The 17,038-nt window shown below is 41.2% G+C and carries 17 protein-coding genes and 1 pseudogene; 9 read left to right on the forward strand and 9 right to left on the reverse strand.

Annotated elements, in window-relative coordinates:
• Positions 1-131: 131 nt before the first annotated feature.
• Complete coding sequence (locus E5S68_RS02450; RefSeq protein ID WP_117744218.1) at positions 132-1,118, reverse strand: L-lactate dehydrogenase; 987 nt, start codon at positions 1,116-1,118, stop codon at positions 132-134.
• 194 nt (positions 1,119-1,312) lie between these two features.
• Here E5S68_RS02450 and gyrA point away from each other — a divergent pair, with 194 nt between their 5' ends.
• The 4 genes from gyrA (at position 1,313) to radC (ending at position 5,714) form a co-directional block, all read left to right on the forward strand.
• Positions 1,313-3,775, forward strand: coding sequence for a DNA gyrase subunit A (gyrA, locus tag E5S68_RS02455; protein WP_135782204.1), 2,463 nt, complete (start codon positions 1,313-1,315; stop codon positions 3,773-3,775).
• Positions 3,776-3,783: 8 nt separating this feature from the next.
• Positions 3,784-4,533, forward strand: a complete 750-nt coding sequence (locus tag E5S68_RS02460) for a class A sortase (RefSeq protein WP_135782205.1) — start codon at positions 3,784-3,786, stop codon at positions 4,531-4,533.
• 153 nt (positions 4,534-4,686) lie between these two features.
• A complete protein-coding gene (locus E5S68_RS02465) occupies positions 4,687-4,965 on the forward strand; it encodes a porphobilinogen deaminase (protein ID WP_135782206.1) in 279 nt (92 codons plus the stop codon).
• A 65-nt stretch (positions 4,966-5,030) separates the two neighbouring features.
• Positions 5,031-5,714, forward strand: a complete 684-nt coding sequence (gene radC / locus E5S68_RS02470) for a RadC family protein (RefSeq protein ID WP_135782207.1) — start codon at positions 5,031-5,033, stop codon at positions 5,712-5,714.
• A gap of 113 nt (positions 5,715-5,827) precedes the next feature.
• On the opposite strand, the gene E5S68_RS02475 is transcribed toward radC, so the two are convergent.
• The 6 genes and pseudogenes from E5S68_RS02475 to E5S68_RS02500 all read right to left on the reverse strand — a co-directional run bounded on the left by E5S68_RS02475 (position 5,828) and on the right by E5S68_RS02500 (position 9,867).
• Positions 5,828-6,475 carry a redox-sensing transcriptional repressor Rex gene (locus tag E5S68_RS02475; RefSeq protein WP_135782208.1) on the reverse strand — a complete coding sequence of 216 codons (648 nt, stop codon included), beginning with the start codon at positions 6,473-6,475 and terminating at the stop codon, positions 5,828-5,830.
• A gap of 96 nt (positions 6,476-6,571) precedes the next feature.
• Positions 6,572-6,777 (reverse strand): annotated as a pseudogene (locus tag E5S68_RS02480) (DUF4649 family protein); the annotation flags it as partial.
• Positions 6,778-6,806: 29 nt separating this feature from the next.
• Positions 6,807-7,154 carry a DUF1831 domain-containing protein gene (locus E5S68_RS02485; RefSeq protein ID WP_135782209.1) on the reverse strand — a complete coding sequence of 116 codons (348 nt, stop codon included), beginning with the start codon at positions 7,152-7,154 and terminating at the stop codon, positions 6,807-6,809.
• Positions 7,144-8,271 carry a cysteine desulfurase family protein gene (locus E5S68_RS02490; RefSeq protein ID WP_135782210.1) on the reverse strand — a complete coding sequence of 376 codons (1,128 nt, stop codon included), beginning with the start codon at positions 8,269-8,271 and terminating at the stop codon, positions 7,144-7,146. Before E5S68_RS02490 ends, E5S68_RS02485 begins: the two co-directional genes overlap by 11 nt.
• Positions 8,272-8,280: 9 nt before the next feature.
• The gene (locus E5S68_RS02495) at positions 8,281-9,237 is read right to left on the reverse strand and encodes a ribose-phosphate diphosphokinase (protein ID WP_135782211.1); all 957 of its coding nucleotides are present in this window, start codon (positions 9,235-9,237) and stop codon (positions 8,281-8,283) included.
• Between the two features lie 66 nt (positions 9,238-9,303).
• Entirely contained in the window at positions 9,304-9,867 is a 564-nt protein-coding gene (locus E5S68_RS02500) for a CYTH domain-containing protein (protein WP_135782212.1), read from the reverse strand.
• A gap of 95 nt (positions 9,868-9,962) precedes the next feature.
• On the opposite strand from E5S68_RS02500, the gene yjbM reads away from it, so the two are divergent.
• The 5 genes from yjbM to mutY all read left to right on the forward strand — a co-directional run bounded on the left by yjbM (position 9,963) and on the right by mutY (position 14,563).
• Positions 9,963-10,634 carry a GTP diphosphokinase gene (yjbM, locus tag E5S68_RS02505; RefSeq protein WP_135782213.1) on the forward strand — a complete coding sequence of 224 codons (672 nt, stop codon included), beginning with the start codon at positions 9,963-9,965 and terminating at the stop codon, positions 10,632-10,634.
• On the forward strand, positions 10,618-11,436 hold the full coding sequence (locus tag E5S68_RS02510; RefSeq protein ID WP_279635618.1) for an NAD kinase: 819 nt from the start codon (positions 10,618-10,620) through the stop codon (positions 11,434-11,436). The genes yjbM and E5S68_RS02510 overlap by 17 nt, the downstream gene beginning before the upstream one ends.
• Entirely contained in the window at positions 11,433-12,323 is an 891-nt protein-coding gene (locus E5S68_RS02515) for an RluA family pseudouridine synthase (protein WP_135782215.1), read from the forward strand. The genes E5S68_RS02510 and E5S68_RS02515 overlap by 4 nt, the downstream gene beginning before the upstream one ends.
• A gap of 20 nt (positions 12,324-12,343) precedes the next feature.
• Positions 12,344-13,318 carry a phosphate acetyltransferase gene (gene pta, locus E5S68_RS02520; RefSeq protein ID WP_135782216.1) on the forward strand — a complete coding sequence of 325 codons (975 nt, stop codon included), beginning with the start codon at positions 12,344-12,346 and terminating at the stop codon, positions 13,316-13,318.
• 90 nt (positions 13,319-13,408) lie between these two features.
• Positions 13,409-14,563: an A/G-specific adenine glycosylase gene (mutY, locus tag E5S68_RS02525; RefSeq protein WP_135782217.1), complete on the forward strand. Its 1,155-nt coding sequence runs from the start codon at positions 13,409-13,411 to the stop codon at positions 14,561-14,563.
• A gap of 180 nt (positions 14,564-14,743) precedes the next feature.
• Here the strand turns inward: mutY and E5S68_RS02535 are convergent, their stop codons facing one another.
• Complete coding sequence (locus tag E5S68_RS02535; RefSeq protein ID WP_135782218.1) at positions 14,744-15,091, reverse strand: DUF6568 family protein; 348 nt, start codon at positions 15,089-15,091, stop codon at positions 14,744-14,746.
• A 106-nt stretch (positions 15,092-15,197) separates the two neighbouring features.
• Entirely contained in the window at positions 15,198-16,916 is a 1,719-nt protein-coding gene (locus tag E5S68_RS02540) for a phospho-sugar mutase (protein WP_135782219.1), read from the reverse strand.
• Between the last annotated feature and the right edge of the window lie 122 nt (positions 16,917-17,038).

A 17,038-nucleotide genomic window follows, 5' to 3' on the forward strand; every position in this document is an offset into this window, starting at 1 on the left:
TCCTATGGTGGTTTTACCCACTACAGAAATTATAGAGCCTGAATTTTTAAGAGCAGTATCGGACTCTCAGAGCCCTTTTCGATGAGATCAAGAAAACACCATGTCCTAAGACATGGTGTTTAAGTATTTGTTTAGTTTTTAGAAGCTGCTTGGAATTCTGGGTTCTTCCATGCTTCGTCGATAATCGCTTGTAATTCTTTTGCAGATGCTTGCATTTTTTGTGTTTCAGCGTCGTTCAATGGGATGTTAACTGGACGAACGATACCGTGTGCACCAACGATCGCTGGTTGACCGATAAAGACGTTTTCAACACCGTATTGACCTTCTTGGAAGACTGAAAGTGGAAGAACTGCATTTTCGTCATCAAGGATGGCACGAGTGATACGAGCAAGGGCAACGGCGATACCGTAGTATGTAGCACCTTTTTTGTTGATGATGGAGTAGGCAGCATCACGAACAGAGATGAAGAGATCTACAAGGTCAGCTTCATTCAAGTCACGGTTTGCTTGCAACCATTGTTCCAATTTTACACCAGCAACGTTGGCATGTGACCAAACAGCGAACTCTGAGTCACCGTGTTCGCCCATGATGTAGGCATGGACTGAACGAGCGTCAACGCCGATAGTTTCAGCAAGGGCTTGACGGAAACGAGCTGAGTCAAGAGAAGTACCAGAACCGATAACGCGTTCTTTAGGGAAACCTGAGAATTTCCAAGTAGAGTATGTCAAGACGTCAACTGGGTTTGCGGCTACAAGGAAGATACCATCAAATCCTGAAGCAACGACTTGCTCAACGATAGATTTGTTGATGGCAAGGTTTTTACCAACGAGGTCAAGACGAGTTTCGCCTGGTTTTTGAGGAGCGCCTGCTGTAATAACAACTAAGTCCGCATCCGCACAGTCTTCGTACTTAGCAGCATAGATCTTCTTAGGTGAAGTGAAGGCAAGGGCATGGCTAAGGTCTTCTGCATCACCAACCGCTTTTTCAAATAATTGAGGGATTTCGATGATACCAAGTTCTTGTGCGATTCCTTGAGTAACAAGTGCAAAAGCGTAAGATGAACCTACCGCACCATCACCAACAAGGATAACTTTTTTATGTTGTTTAGTTAAAGTCATTTTCTAAACGTCTCCTTCATTTTTTTTGGGCTTTCCCCATTCGGTTTTATTCTACCACTTTTGCATTTTTTTGTCACGGAATTACGATCGTTTTGCCTATGTAAACGTTTTTATGAATGTGTTAGAAACCAGAAAAATAAGGCAGAATATGTTATAATAGTAGAGTGAATTAATTAAAGAGAGGCATTGTTTTAATGCAGGATAATAATTTAATTGATGTTAATTTAACATCAGAAATGAAGACCAGTTTTATCGATTACGCTATGAGTGTTATCGTGTCTCGGGCTCTTCCTGACGTGCGAGATGGTTTAAAGCCAGTTCATCGTCGGATCCTTTATGGAATGAATGAACTTGGGGTTACACCAGATAAACCACATAAGAAATCTGCCCGTATTACTGGGGATGTAATGGGTAAATACCATCCGCATGGTGACTCCTCTATTTATGAGGCTATGGTTCGGATGGCTCAATGGTGGAGCTATCGCTATATGCTCGTAGACGGCCATGGAAACTTTGGTTCTATGGATGGAGATGGAGCTGCCGCCCAGCGTTATACTGAAGCTCGTATGAGCAAAATTGCGCTGGAGATGCTCCGTGATATCAACAAGAATACGGTTGACTTTACAGATAACTACGACGCTAGCGAACGTGAACCGAATGTTCTTCCAGCCCGCTTCCCTAATTTACTAGTCAATGGTGCAACAGGGATTGCGGTTGGGATGGCGACAAATATTCCTCCACATAACCTTGGAGAGTCCATTGAAGCGGTCAAGTTAATGATGGACAATCCGGACGTGACAACGCGCGAACTGATGGAAGTGCTTCCTGGACCAGATTTCCCAACCGGGGCCTTGGTCATGGGCAAATCAGGTATTCATAAGGCCTATGAAACAGGAAAAGGCTCAATTGTCTTACGGTCTCGGACAGAAATTGAAGAGACCAAGACAGGCCGTGAACGCATTGTTGTTACAGAATTTCCTTATATGGTCAATAAGACAAAAGTCCATGAACATATTGTTCGTTTAGTCCAAGAAAAACGGATTGATGGAATTACGGCAGTTCGAGATGAGTCCAACCGTGAGGGGGTCCGTTTCGTCATTGAAGTCCGCCGGGATGCTTCAGCCAATGTTATCTTAAACAATCTTTTCAAGATGACCCAAATGCAAACCAACTTTGGTTTCAATATGTTGGCCATCCAAAATGGTGTTCCAAAGATTCTCTCGCTTCGTGAGATTTTAGGGTCTTATATTGAACACCAAAAAGAAGTGGTGACTCGTCGGACCATCTTTGATAAAGAGAAGGCAGAAGCACGTGCCCATATTTTAGAAGGTCTCCTAATCGCTCTTGATCATATCGATGAAGTGATTAAAATCATTCGGAATAGCCAGACAGATGCAGAAGCACAGGCAGAATTGATGAGTAAGTTCAAGCTTTCTGAGCGACAAAGTCAAGCTATCTTGGATATGCGTCTTCGTCGTTTGACTGGTTTGGAACGCGATAAGATCCAAAGCGAATACGATGACCTCATTGCCTTGATTGCAGATCTTACAGATATCCTAGCCAAGCCTGAGCGTGTAGCTACGATTATCAAGGAAGAGCTGGATGAAGTAAAACGCAAGTTTGGAGATCCACGTCGCACGGAGTTGATGGTGGGAGAAGTTCTTTCACTAGAAGATGAAGACTTGATTGAAGAGACCAATGTATTGATTACGCTGTCTAATAAAGGCTACATCAAACGTCTCGATCAGGACGAATTTACTGCTCAGAAACGAGGTGGCCGCGGTGTTCAAGGGACTGGTGTTAAGGATGATGATTTCGTCCGCGAATTGGTTTCTACCAGTACTCATGATCGTTTACTATTCTTTACCAATAAGGGGCGTGTATACCGTCTGAAAGGGTATGAAATTCCAGAATATGGTCGTACAGCCAAGGGGCTACCTATTGTTAACTTGCTTAAGTTAGATGATGGAGAATCGATTCAGACCATTATTAATGTTGCTCAAGATCGGAGTGAAGACGCCTATCTCTTCTTTACAACTCGTTCTGGACTAGTTAAACGGACCAGTGTGACCGAGTTTGCCAATATCCGTCAAAATGGTTTGAAAGCTCTTAATCTGAAAGATGAGGATGAGTTGATTAACGTCTTCCTCACCGATGGAAATACAGACGTTATCATAGGGACTAAATATGGATATTCGGTCCGCTTCAAAGAGTCTGTTGTTCGGAATATGGGGCGTTCAGCGACCGGAGTACGAGGGGTTAATCTTCGTCCAGGTGACCAAGTGGTCGGTGCAAGTGTGATTACCGATCAAGATGAAGTATTGATTATCACTGAAAAGGGATACGGTAAACGCACGCGTGCTGATGAGTATCCAACAAAAGGACGTGGTGGTAAAGGGATTAAAACTGCTAATGTCGTCGATAAGAATGGTCCTCTGGCTGGTCTCATGACTGTCAAGGGAGATGAAGACTTAATGATTATCACCAACACAGGCGTTATGATTCGTACGAGTGTTGCCAATATTTCACAAACTGGTCGCTCGACTATGGGTGTAAAAGTCATGCGTTTAGATCAAGATGCTCAAATCGTAACCTTTACAACCGTTCAAGCGGATGAAAAAGATGACTCAGAAATTGAAACTGAAAGTGAAGGATAAGATATAGAATGGCATCTAGAAAAAGAAAAAAAGTGAAAAAAAGTTTGCGCAATCGTCTGATAAATATTGTTGCAACCTTGTTAATCCTTTTATCAATTGCTCTCATTTTTAATGCACCGATTCGAAACATGATTATGGTCTGGCATACAAATAAGTACCAGGTGAGCAAAGTTTCGAAAAAGACTATTGAGAAGAATAAGGAAGCTAAGACTAGCTTTGATTTTCAAGAGGTAAAATCTCTGTCGACAGAGGCAGTGATTAATGCTCAATGGCAGGCACAGAAGTTACCAGTAATTGGAGGAATTGCAATCCCAGAATTAAAGATGAATCTTCCTATTTTTAAAGGTTTGGACAATGTGGGTCTCTATTATGGAGCTGGTACCATGAAGGAAGATCAAGTCATGGGCCAAGGGAATTACTCCTTAGCTAGTCACCATGTCTTTGGATTAACAGGCGCGAATGCTATGCTCTTTTCTCCATTGGACAATGCCAAGGCTGGAATGAAAATCTATGTCACAGATAAAGAAAAGATCTATACCTATGTGATTACCTCTTTGGAAACAGTATCTCCGGATCGTATTGATGTCATTGCTGACCACGAAGGTGTTAATGAGATTACTTTGGTTACCTGTGATGATTTAGCTGCAACCAATCGGATTATTGTTAAAGGTACGTTAGAAACATCTGTAGACTATGATCAAGCTCCAAAAGAGATTTTAGAAGCTTTCAGCAAGTCTTACAATCAAATGCAATTGTAATCAAAAAGAAAAGAGGTTAAAAAGCCTCTTTTCTTGTTATTCTTTTGCCAACTTGTAAGCAAACGGTTACAAATTGTAACCATACTGACATATCTTTTGAAGGTTTCTGTTCTATAATATAGTTGTGATAGAAAACAATATGGAGGATGATAGATGAGTAAGGACCATATTTATAAACTCTTAAGTCATTTTTATGGTTTGCTTGTCAATGATTTCCCAAAGACTGGTCTTGTTACCAAGGGAATCTATGAAGTTGAACAAGTCTATGAGGCGATTGAAAGCCTTCCTTCAGGACAAGAACATTTAATTCGATGTGAAATCCGTCAATTTTTAGCTACTCTGGACCAGGTCCAAAAAGGCTATCGAATTTCATTTACAAATGAAGAGACTAGAATATTGGAGAACCTTAAGGAAGAGGTTTGTCCCGTTTAAAAATTTCTCTAAAGAAGCAACCATTTTCCTCCTCAATTGCGAATTATTAATTGAGGAGGTTTTTTATGTATAATATCGTTTTTCAAGAATCAGGTCTCTTACCAAGAGAACGAATGGTTGCAGAAGGGGCAGACAAACTTAGTCATCAAGAATTACTTTCTATTCTTTTGCGAACGGGGAACAAATCAAAGAATGTTTATGAAATTTCTCAGGACCTTTTAGCAACTCTCAAGAGTCTGAAAGATCTTGGGAGTTTAAGTCTACAGGAATTACAAGAAATCCCTGGTATTGGAAAGGTAAAGGCGATTGAGCTGTTGGCGGCCATCGAACTTGGAAAAAGAGTACAGGCTGCAGAAGTCATAGAAACTGAGCAAATCATAAGTAGCCAAAAGCTTGCTCATATGATGCAACAAGAAATAGGGCAAAAAAAACAGGAGCATCTCGTAGCACTCTATTTAAATACTCAAAACCATATTATCCATCAACAGGTCATTTTTATTGGAACGGTCGATCGAAGCATTGCTGAGCCTAGAGAGATTCTTCACTATGCTGTGAAGCATATGGCGACTTCCGTCATTCTCGTTCACAATCATCCTTCCGGTTTTATAAGACCTAGTAAGAATGACGATAGGGTCACACAACAGATGCTGGATGCTTGTAATTGCTTAGGAATCGTCTTTTTAGATCATTTGATTGTCTCTGCTGATGATTATTATAGCTATAGGGAAGAAACGGACCTCTTGGTCTAAAGTGTATAGAAAGATAAAAAGAAGCGAGGTGAATGATAGGATCACTCTCCTCGCTCCTTTTTTCGTTAGGAAACCTGGTTTCTTCTAGTCCAGTTTCTTGAATCGGCTCCGATTTAAGGATTATTTTTTCTCATAAAGTAGAGTAGAGTTTGTAACTCACTTGTTAGGTCTACATATTGAACGACGACATCCTTTGGGACTGATAGATGAACAGGTGAAAAGCTTAATATTCCCTTGATGCCAGCTTCTACCAGTAGGCTTGCTACCTCTTGGGATTTAACACTCGGAACGGTTAAAATAGCCGTCTGAATATCCTGACCAGCTAATTTTTCTTTTAGACTTGAAATACCGAAAATAGGAATCCCATCCTTGCTCTTAGTATCAACCAATTCATGATCATCCGTATCGAAAGCCATAACGATTTTCATCTTATTCCGTTCATGGAAACGATAGTGGAGTAGAGCACTTCCCATATTTCCAATTCCTACAATCGCAACGTTGGTAATTGAAGTATCATTCAAGAGGTCTGCAAAAAAGTTCATCAACTTCTTGACATCGTAGCCGAAACCACGACGTCCTAACTCACCAAAGTAGGAGAAGTCACGACGAACAGTTGCAGAGTCAATCCCAATGGCTTCCGCAATTTGTTTGGAGTTGGCTCGTTCAATGTTTTCTGCATTAAAGCGCTTGAAAATGCGGTAATACAAGGAAAGCCGTTTTGCAGTGGCGCGAGGAATTGGATTATTCTTATCTTGTTTCACAATATCACAACCTTTCTAATCTATTTTATAAAAAGTTTGTGAAAAAATCAACTATCTCTAATAAAAAAACACCAATATTTGGTGTTATATATGTATTTATGAAAGTTTACTCTCTTTTTCATGGAACTGAAAAAGGCAACGATAAAGGTCGCCAATTCCCCATAAAAGGGAAGAAGAAGACCTTGGTAAGTCAGTGAGTTTACTTGATAAGAATCAGGAAGAGAGACGCAACCAGAGAAGGATATGGGACAGGAGTCTAAGTTCTCAAAGGATACCTGACGTTGAACGTGGTAGGCATCTAGTTAGGTTAGGGTCATCATTCCCTTTACCCTTAGTTTTCAATTTTTTCAAAGATCTCACGTTCTACTAGACTATCCATTAGGAAGTAGAATTTTTGTTGGATGATTTTGTTTCCTGGATTTTTAAAAATGTTAACCAAACGAAGGCCGGATTTATCCGTGATATTGATCTTAAATCCTGTAAGGTCCTTATTGAAGATAATCTTTAATTTAAAGCCATCTCCACTATTTGGTACAGCTTCCAAAAGACGATTTAATTCGTAGTTTCCTACCTTAGTGACAGAAAAGGTGTTATCACGCAGAGTATATTTCTTAATGTTTGGATGAATTGCGTAGGTATAGTCGCAGTTCGTCAATGAGACAGATGTTTCAAATGCCATGTAGTTCTCCTAATAGTTGATGAATTGTTTTAATAAAGCTCGTTACTTCGTCAGAAGTATTGAATTCGGAAAAGCTAATCCGAATAGATTCTTTCAAGCGAGGGGACTCAGCCCCATAATAAGCTGCTAGGACATGGCTGGGTTGCACGGTCCCAGCAGTACAAGCAGAGCCTGTAGAAATTGAGATGCCAGCAAGATCCAAACGAAGTAAAAGGGTATCGTTGCTCACAGCTGGAAAGCCAATGTTTAATACATGAGGAAGCTTATGGTCAGACCCATTTAGATAATAGTTCAAATCTCCCAAGCCATCTATGAGTTGGTCAGAAAGATTTTTAATGGACTGATAATGGGAGTCCATCTGTTCGCAGGCTTCTTTAAGGGCTTGAGCCATTCCTACAATCGAAACAAGATTTTCGGTACTGGCCCGATGTTTCCCCTCTTGATCACCTCCGTGGAGAAGGTTAAAGAAGTTTGGAGTCTTTGCGTAGAGAAAGCCAACACCCTTTGGTCCATGAAATTTATGAGCTGAAGCACTTAGGAAATCAATGCCTAGTTCATCTGGAGCGACTAAAATTTTTCCAATTGCTTGTACAGCATCGACATGATAGGCTGCAGGATGATCTTGTAAGAGGTCAGCAATTTCCTTAATAGGTAATAAATCTCCTGTTTCATTATTAGCGAACATAGTAGAAACGAGGATGGTATCCGGACGAAGAGCTGCCTGAATATCTTCAGGGCGGATTGTCTGGTTTACTGGTTGGATGACCGTGACTTCAAAACCAAACTGGTCTACTAAATAGTCAATTGGCTCAAGAACAGCGTGGTGCTCAATGGCAGTTGTAATAATATGCTTCCCTTTGTCCTGATGTTTGAGACAGTATCCTTTGATCACAGTATTATTGCTTTCAGTTCCACCAGAAGTAAAGGTAATTTGATCGCTTTTGGTATGTAAGCAACTAGCTATAGTTTGGCGAGCATCTCTGAGGAGCTTTTTCGCCTCGCGTCCATGCGCATGCAGACTGGATGGGTTGCCAAATACAGTTCCCATGGTTTGGGTCATTGCTTCAATAACACTAGGGCTGAGAGGGCTAGTCGCCGCATTGTCAAAATAAATCACACCATCACCTTATTTCTTGTGGTAAGCAAAGAGTGGACTGACCGGTTTTTTCTCCTGGATTCGTACCAAGGCATCTCCAAGTAATTCACTTGCTGTGATGTACTTAACATTCTTTGGTTTTTGTTCCTTGGTTGCTACAGAATCTGTAACGAGGATTTCTTTGATTGGAGATTGATCCAGTAATGTTGCAGCTCCGTTGACAAATAAGCCGTGACTGGATACAGCATATATTTCTGTTGCCCCTTCACGTTCCACAATTTTTGCAGCTTCTGAAAAGGTTTTTCCTGTATTAAGAATATCATCGATTAAAATAGCTTTCTTTCCAGCTACATCTCCAATAATATACCCTTGATCCCGGCTAGCATCATCTTGAGCGTAATCGATGATAGCAATTGGAGTATCTAAATATTCAGCAAGATTGCGAGCTCGTTTGACGCCAGAGTTTTTAGGGCTGACCACAACTACATCAGGACCAGTCAGACCATGCTCTATGTAATGTTCAGCAAAAAGAGGAATTGTAAACAAGTTATCCACTGGAATATCGAAGAAACCTTGGACCTGAACAGCGTGTAGATCCAAAGTAACGACACGGTCTACCCCAGCTTTTACCAACATATTGGCCACCAATTTAGCTGTAATTGGTTCGCGTGGAGCAGCAGTTCGGTCTTGGCGAGCATATCCGAAGTATGGTAGGACAACGTTGACAGTGTGAGCACTTGCTCGTTGGCAGGCATCTACCATAATCAGCAATTCCATCAGATGATTGTTTACTGGAAAGCTAGTAGATTGGATAATATAAATATCGTATCCACGAACACTTTCCTCAATATTGATTTGGATTTCACCGTCTGAAAATTGACGTGAGGAAAGTTTCCCAAGAGGGATACCAGCAACATCAGCAATCTTTTGTGCAATTTCTTGATTAGAGTTGAGAGCGAAGAGCTTCATATTGTTTTTTTCTGACATGTGTATGTTCCTCATTTAGATATTTTGATCTAGCCCTATTTTAGCAAAAAATATCAATAATTTCAGCTATTTTGCTAAACTTTGAGCTAATCTTGCAACTTTACTTTTAGCTGGCTTCCATTCAATGCCGTTTTCCTTTATAAATTTGTGAAAATAGATTTCATCAGAAGCATCCTCAACTTCCATTTCAAGCTCATAATCTTCTTGCGAGTTATAACGGCTACGATCAAAGGCTAAGAGGCCATTTTCAATTCTTTTTTCCCGTCTCTCTGTTTCTAAACTTCCCCAAACAGCTAAGTCTTTTACGGGAATGTTATGTTTGATAAGGTAGTCATGAATCTCGCCTTTTGGAAGCTGATCTTGTGTTAAAAATTGATTGACTTGTGCTTGACTAAGAGATTGATTGTACTCAAAGTGGCCAGCATCTTGAGGAACCTTGAGGGTTAGCTCAGCTTTTTCAGGCAGAATACGGATCCGTAAGGCCATTTTGAGGTCATGGATAGCATGAGTAGGTGTATCGATATAGTGATTAGTTTGGTAGATGACTGCTTGGCCTTCGAAAAAGGGTTCCAAGGCCAGGTATTCCTCCTTGGTCAATAAGGTCTTAAATTCGATTTCTAAATGGTTCATGCTCTCTTCCTTTTCTTTCGTTTAGATGCATTTTATGATATAATAATAGCTGTGTTTATTTTATACAAAAAACTTTGAGATGACAAGGTGATTCAATGGCGATTGATTGGGAAAATTTTTTAGACCCCTATATCCAAGCAGTTGGGGAGCTGAAGATTAAGCTACGTGGAATACGGAAGCAGTATCATAAGCAACAAAAGCATTCCCCAATTGAATTTGTAACTGGTCGTGTAAAGCCGATTGAGAGCATTATCGAGAAGATGGAGCGTAGAAGTATTTCTGAAGAGAACCTAGCACAGGACATGCAGGACATTGCAGGTTTACGGATCATGGTTCAATTTGTCGATGACGTAGACGAGGTCTTGGAAGTTTTGCGGAAACGATTGGATATGCGCGTGGTACAGGAACGAGATTATATTCGGCATAGAAAGTCGAGTGGTTATCGGAGCTATCACGTAGTGGTGGAGTATCCTGTAGATACCATTAGTGGCAATGAGACCATTCTAGCAGAAATTCAGATTCGGACTCTCTCTATGAATTTCTGGGCCACCATTGAACACTCATTAAATTACAAATATAAAGGAGATTTTCCAGACGAGATCAAGAAACGGCTTGAAATCACAGCAAATTTGGCTTACCAACTGGATGAGGAAATGGGAGCTATTCGTGATGCCATTCAGGAGGCACAAGCCCTATATGATCCGGTCCATCGTAAGTTAAACGATGGTGTTGGAAATAGTGATGATACAGATGAGGACTACAGGTAAAAAGGTTTCGATTATTCGAAATCGGAAACGCCAGAGTGAAGAGGTTTTTCAACAACTTCGCTACAAATTGAAAAAGAATAATTTTATTTTAACTGAGAAGCATCCAGATATTGTCATCTCCATTGGGGGAGATGGCATGTTGCTATCTGCCTTCCATAAATATGAGACCCAATTAGATCGTGTGAGATTTGTCGGCGTTCACACAGGACATTTAGGATTTTATACAGACTATTTAGATGATGAGATTGACAAGTTGGTAGAAAATCTCAAGTATGATAAAGGTGCTAAAGTTTCATATCCTATCTTAAATGTGAAAGTCACTTTTGAGAATGGAGAAACCAAGATAATGCGGGCCCTAAATGAGGCAACCATCAAACGAAGTGATCGAACTATGGTGGCAGACATGACCATCAATGGGGTCCATTTTGAGCGCTTCCGTGGAGATGGCATTACGGTATCGACTCCGACAGGAAGCACGGCCTACAATAAGTCTCTGGGGGGAGCAGTTCTTCATCCGACCATTGAGGCCTTACAGATTGCTGAAATTGCCAGTCTGAACAATCGTGTGTATCGAACTTTGGGATCGTCAATTATCGTTCCTAAGAAAGACAAGATAGAGATCACTCCAACTCGGCCAGGCTTCCATATTCTCTCTGTCGATAATTCAACTTATTCTTATCGAAATATCGCGCATATCGAGTACCAGATTGATAACCACAAGATCAATTTCGTAGCTAGTCCTAGTCACACTAGTTTTTGGAATCGGGTTAAGGATGCCTTTATCGGAGATATTGACGAATGAGGTTTGAGTTTATCGCTGACGAACATGTCAAGGTTAAAACCTTTCTGAAGAAGCACCAAATCTCCAAAGGGCTTTTAGCTAAAATTAAGTTTTGCGGGGGTCAGATCCTAGTCAATGGGGTCGAACAAAATGCCATTTACCTCCTTGATATTGGAGACAAGGTCTCCATTGATATCCCTTCTGAGATCGGCTATGAAGGCTTGGAAGCAATCGATCGTGATTTAGATATCCTATATGAAGACGATCACTTTTTAGTGATAAACAAACCCCATGGTGTGGCTTCGATTCCTAGTGTTCTTCATTCTAATACCATTGCGAATTTTGTGAAGGGCTATTATGTCCGTCAAAATTATGAAAATCAATTGGTTCACATTGTAACCCGCTTGGATAAGGATACCAGTGGAATTATGCTCTTTGCTAAGCATGGGTATGCCCATGCTCGCTTGGATAAACAACTGCAAGCTAAGACCATTCAAAAACGCTATTATGCACTGGTTAAGGGAGAAGGCCGTCTGGAAGATGAGGGTGACATCATTGTTCCCATTGCGCGTGATGAAGACTCCATCATTACGCGAAAGGTAGCAAAAGGTGGCAAGTATGCTCATACCAGCTACCAAGTTGTTCAGTCTTTTGGTGATATTCATCTAGTGGATATCCAGTTGCATACAGGTCGGACCCATCAGATACGCGTTCATTTTTCCCATATCGGTTTTCCACTTTTGGGAGATGATCTCTATGGAGGGTCGTTAGAAGATGGGATTCTTAGACAAGCCTTGCATTGCCATTCCTTGGCTTTTTATCATCCTTTTTTGGAAGAAGAACTTCGAATTGAAAGTTCTTTGCCAGATGATTTTAGCCAAGTCTTACAACAGTTATCAAATATTTAATTTTTTCAAAGGAGAAACTCATGGAAGTTTTCGAAAGTCTCAAAGCCAACCTTGTTGGTAAGAATGCTCGTATTGTGTTACCAGAAGGTGAAGAACCACGTATTCTTCAAGCGGCTAAACGGATTGTGAATGAAACAGAAGTTACCCCTATTTTACTAGGGAATCCAGATAAAATCAGCATCTATCTTGAAATTGAAGGCATCTTAGAGGGCTATGAAGTGATTGATCCAAAAGCTTACCCTCAGTTTGAAGAGATGGTGGCTTCCTTGGTAGAGCGTCGTAATGGAAAAATGACAGAAGAAGAAGCGCGTCAAGTTTTAACTGAAGATGTCAACTACTTTGGTGTTATGTTAGTCCACATGGGAATTGTTGATGGAATGGTCTCAGGTGCTATTCACTCGACTGCAGCAACAGTTCGTCCTGCTCTTCAAATCATTAAGACTCGTCCAAATGTAAAACGGACTTCAGGTGCTTTTCTCATGGTTCGTGGATCTGAACGTTACTTGTTTGGAGACTGTGCTATTAACATCAATCCAGATGCTGAAGGCTTAGCTGAAATTGCCATCAACTCTGCCATTACTGCTAAGATGTTTGGAATCGATCCAAAAATCGCCATGTTGAGCTATTCAACAAAAGGTTCAGGCTTCGGTGAAAGTGTTGATAAGGTAGTTGAAGCAACAAAACTTGCTCATGAGTTGCGCCCAGACCTCGAAATTGATGGAGAATTACAATTTGACGCAGCCTTTGTACCAGCAACTGCAGCTCTAAAAGCTCCAGGAAGCAAGGTGGCTGGACAAGCCAATGTCTTTATCTTCCCAGGTATTGAAGCTGGTAACATCGGTTACAAGATGGCAGAGCGTCTTGGCGGCTTTGCAGCAGTCGGTCCAGTATTGCAAGGATTGAACAAGCCAGTGAATGACCTCTCTCGTGGATGTAATGCTGATGATGTCTTTAAATTGACCTTGATTACAGCTGCTCAAGCGGTAGAACAATAAGAATCTAGTTAGGCTCAGGAACCACCTGAGTCTTTTTCTGTTTAAAACAGAATTTCTTATTCCTGTATCATTCTATGGTATACTAAGAACATGTTAGATTTAAAAGATTACGGAATTACCATGTGGGAGGAGAAAAAAATTGCTTCTTTCCGAGAAAAGTTATTAGCATGGTACGATGCGCATAAGCGGGACCTTCCATGGAGACGAACGCAGGATCCCTATAAAATATGGATTTCAGAGATTATGCTTCAGCAGACACGGGTAGATACTGTTATTCCCTATTATGAGCGCTTTTTAGACTGGTTTCCGACGATTGCTGATCTAGCTCAGGCTCCTGAAGAAAAGCTCTTGAAAGCTTGGGAAGGTTTGGGCTATTACTCACGGGTCCGCAACATGCAGACAGCTGCACAGCAAATCATGGAGAGCCATGGAGGTATTTTCCCATCAAGCTATGAGGCTATCTCTAAACTCAAGGGTATTGGTCCGTATACAGCTGGTGCGATTTCTAGTATTGCTTTTGGCTTGCCAGAGCCAGCAGTAGATGGCAATGTTATGCGGGTTTTGGCGCGCTTGTTTGAAGTGGACTATGATATTGGAATCCCGAACAATCGCAAGATTTTTCAAGCGATGATGGAGTTCTTGATTGATCCGGACCGTCCTGGTGACTTCAATCAAGCCTTGATGGATTTGGGCTCAGATATTGAGTCCCCAGTCAACCCACGGCCTGAAGAGAGTCCTGTTAAGGAGTTTAGTGGAGCCTACAAAAACGGGACCATGGATCGTTATCCCATTAAGGCTCCTAAGAAGAAACCTGTACCAGTCTATTTAACAGCCTTTATTATCAAGGATAATCAGGGGCGTTACTTGTTGGAGAAAAATGAGCGAGAAGGGCTCTTGTCAGGCTTTTGGCATTTTCCTTTGATTGAAGTGGATAGCCTAACAGAGAACCTAGGGCAATTGTCTCTACTGGATGGGAAACAGGAAGCGGAGGACAACCCTGAAATACTTTCTTTTGAACAGGACTATGACTTGGTCATCGAATGGCAGGATAGGTCTTATCCCATCGTCCAACATGTCTTTTCACATCGCAAGTGGCAGGTTCAACTTCGTTACGGTCTGGTAAAAGAAGGAGAGCAAGAATCAAGTGAATCGACTGTTTGGTTAAGACCTAAAGAATTTTCGAATTATCCTTTTGCTAAACCCCAGCAAAAGATTTGGACGACTTTTACGGAAAACGAAAAATGAGAGTGGGACAGAAATCGGTAATTCGTTAGAATTCGATTTCGTCGTCCCACCTCCGCACAGTTGAGTAGGGCTGTAAAAGCTGATGAAATCAGCGTAGTAGAGCCCACTCAACCACTGCGTCTTGCTCGACAATCCAAAGACAATTGAGAGGCTAGGACTTTTGTCCCAGCCTCATTTCTTTTATAGATGAGCGAATACTTTGATTTCTTCTTCCGACATAGATGAGTCGCAGCGAACAGTAACTTCACCGGCTTCGACATGTAGAAATCCAGGAACAGTTGGAATACCATAGGTAGAACGGAAGGCTTGCAAAGCATCCAGTTGATTTGGTTCTTCACTATTAATGAAGTAGATATGAGCTTTTGTTTCAGCTACGACAGTTGCTAATTTAGCAGCGAACTTTCGACAGTAAGGACAAGTCTTGCGTCCAATAAAGAAGGTTGCTGTTTCTTTTTTGTCGATGGCTTCTTGCGCACGCGCAACAGTGGTTACTTCAAGATCTTTAATATCTTCTAAAAATTGTTCCATGAGATTACCTCGCTTTCTTATAAATCTAGTATGCCATAAAGGACGAAAAATTGCTGTATTTTGATACGAAAAAAGATGAGATTGGTTGATCTCATCTTTTAATTGTTTATTTTACAAAGGCATTGATTTCAGCTTCGATATTAGCAATCTTAGCTTGTGAATCTTCGTTGCTTTCTCCAACAACGGCAATGTAGAACTTGATTTTTGGTTCAGTACCGGAAGGACGAACTGCAATCCAAGAACCATCAGCAAGTGTGTATTTCAAGACATCACTTGGAGGAGTCGTTAAGGCTGTTACAGTACCATCAGCGGCAGTGGATGTTTGTGCTTTAAAGTCTTCTACGACTGTGATTTCTGTTGCGTTCCATTCTTTTGGACCATTTTCACGGAATTTCGCCATAATGGCTTTGATTTGCTCAGCACCGTCAACACCAGAAAGAGTAACAGAGATTGTTTTTTCAGCATAGTAGCCGTACTCTTTGTAGATTTCTTCGATACCGTCAGCAAGAGTCAAACCACGAGAGCGGTAGTAGGCTGCAAGTTCAGCAACTACAAGGACAGCTTGGATGGCATCTTTATCACGTACGAATGGTTTGATCAAGTAACCGAAGCTTTCTTCAAATCCCATCATGTAGGTGTGATTGTGTTTTTCTTCGAATTCTTGAATTTTTTCAGCGATAAATTTGAAACCAGTCAAGACGTTGAACATGGTTGCGCCGTAGCTTTCAGCAATCTTGGTTACCAAGTCAGTGGATACGATTGATTTACATAGGGCTGCATTTTTTGGAAGAGTTCCAGCATTTTTGTGAGCTTCCAAGATGTACTTAGCCATGATAGCACCGATTTGGTTACCTGAGAGGTTGAGATAGCTACCGTCTTTTTGAAGGACTTCAACACCGACACGGTCAGCGTCAGGGTCCGTTGCGACAAGAACATCAGCGCCTACTTGACGACCAAGTTCTTCAGCAAGGGCAAAGGCTGCTTGGCTTTCTGGATTTGGAGATTTAACTGTTGAGAAGTCTGGGTCTGGAGTTGCTTGCGCTTCGACAACTTGAACAGAGTCAAATCCTGCTTGGGCAAGAGCACGACGAGCCAACATTTCACCAGTACCATGCAGTGGTGTGTAGACAATCTTCATGTCTTTACCAAATTCTTCAATTAAGGCAGGGTTGATGTTAACGTCCTTAACTTCTTTGAGGTATTCCACATCGACAGCTTCGCCGATGACTTCAATCAAGCCAGAAGCTTTTTCAGCTTCCACATCCGCAACTTCTACAGTAAATGGATTTTCAATCGCACGGATGTAAGTTGTTAAAGCGTCCGCATCGTGTGGAGGCATTTGGCCACCATCTTCACCATAAACCTTATAACCATTAAATGGAGCAGGGTTGTGGCTGGCAGTAATCATGATACCTGCGAAGCAGTTGAGGTGACGAACAGCAAATGAAAGCTCTGGAGTTGGACGGAGACTTTCAAAAACATAAGATTTAATTCCGTGTTTAGCAAGAACTGCTGCAGATTCAAAGGCAAATTCTGGAGAGAAGTGACGGCTATCGTAGGCGATGGCTACACCGCGTTCTTTTTCATTTCCACCTTTAGATTCGATCAAACGAGCCAAACCTTCAGTTGCTTGGCGAACCACATAGATGTTAATACGGTTTGTACCCGCACCAATCAATCCGCGCATACCAGCAGTACCGAATTCAAGGTTTGTGTAGAAGGCATCTTCTTTGGTTTTTTCATCCATGTTTTCCAAATCACGACGAAGGTAATCTGGTAGGTCAGCGAAATCAGCCCATTTTTGGAAGTTTTCTTGATAAGTCATAGTGCAACTCCTTATTTCTATAAATTAATCGCTTACATTATAGCATTTTTTTTCTGAAAAAACTAGATTCAATAGCAATTGTTTTCAAATTTATATGGTAATGCACTAAAAATAAAAAACAC

The organism is Streptococcus rubneri, assembly GCF_004785935.1.
Lineage (GTDB): Bacteria > Bacillota > Bacilli > Lactobacillales > Streptococcaceae > Streptococcus > Streptococcus rubneri.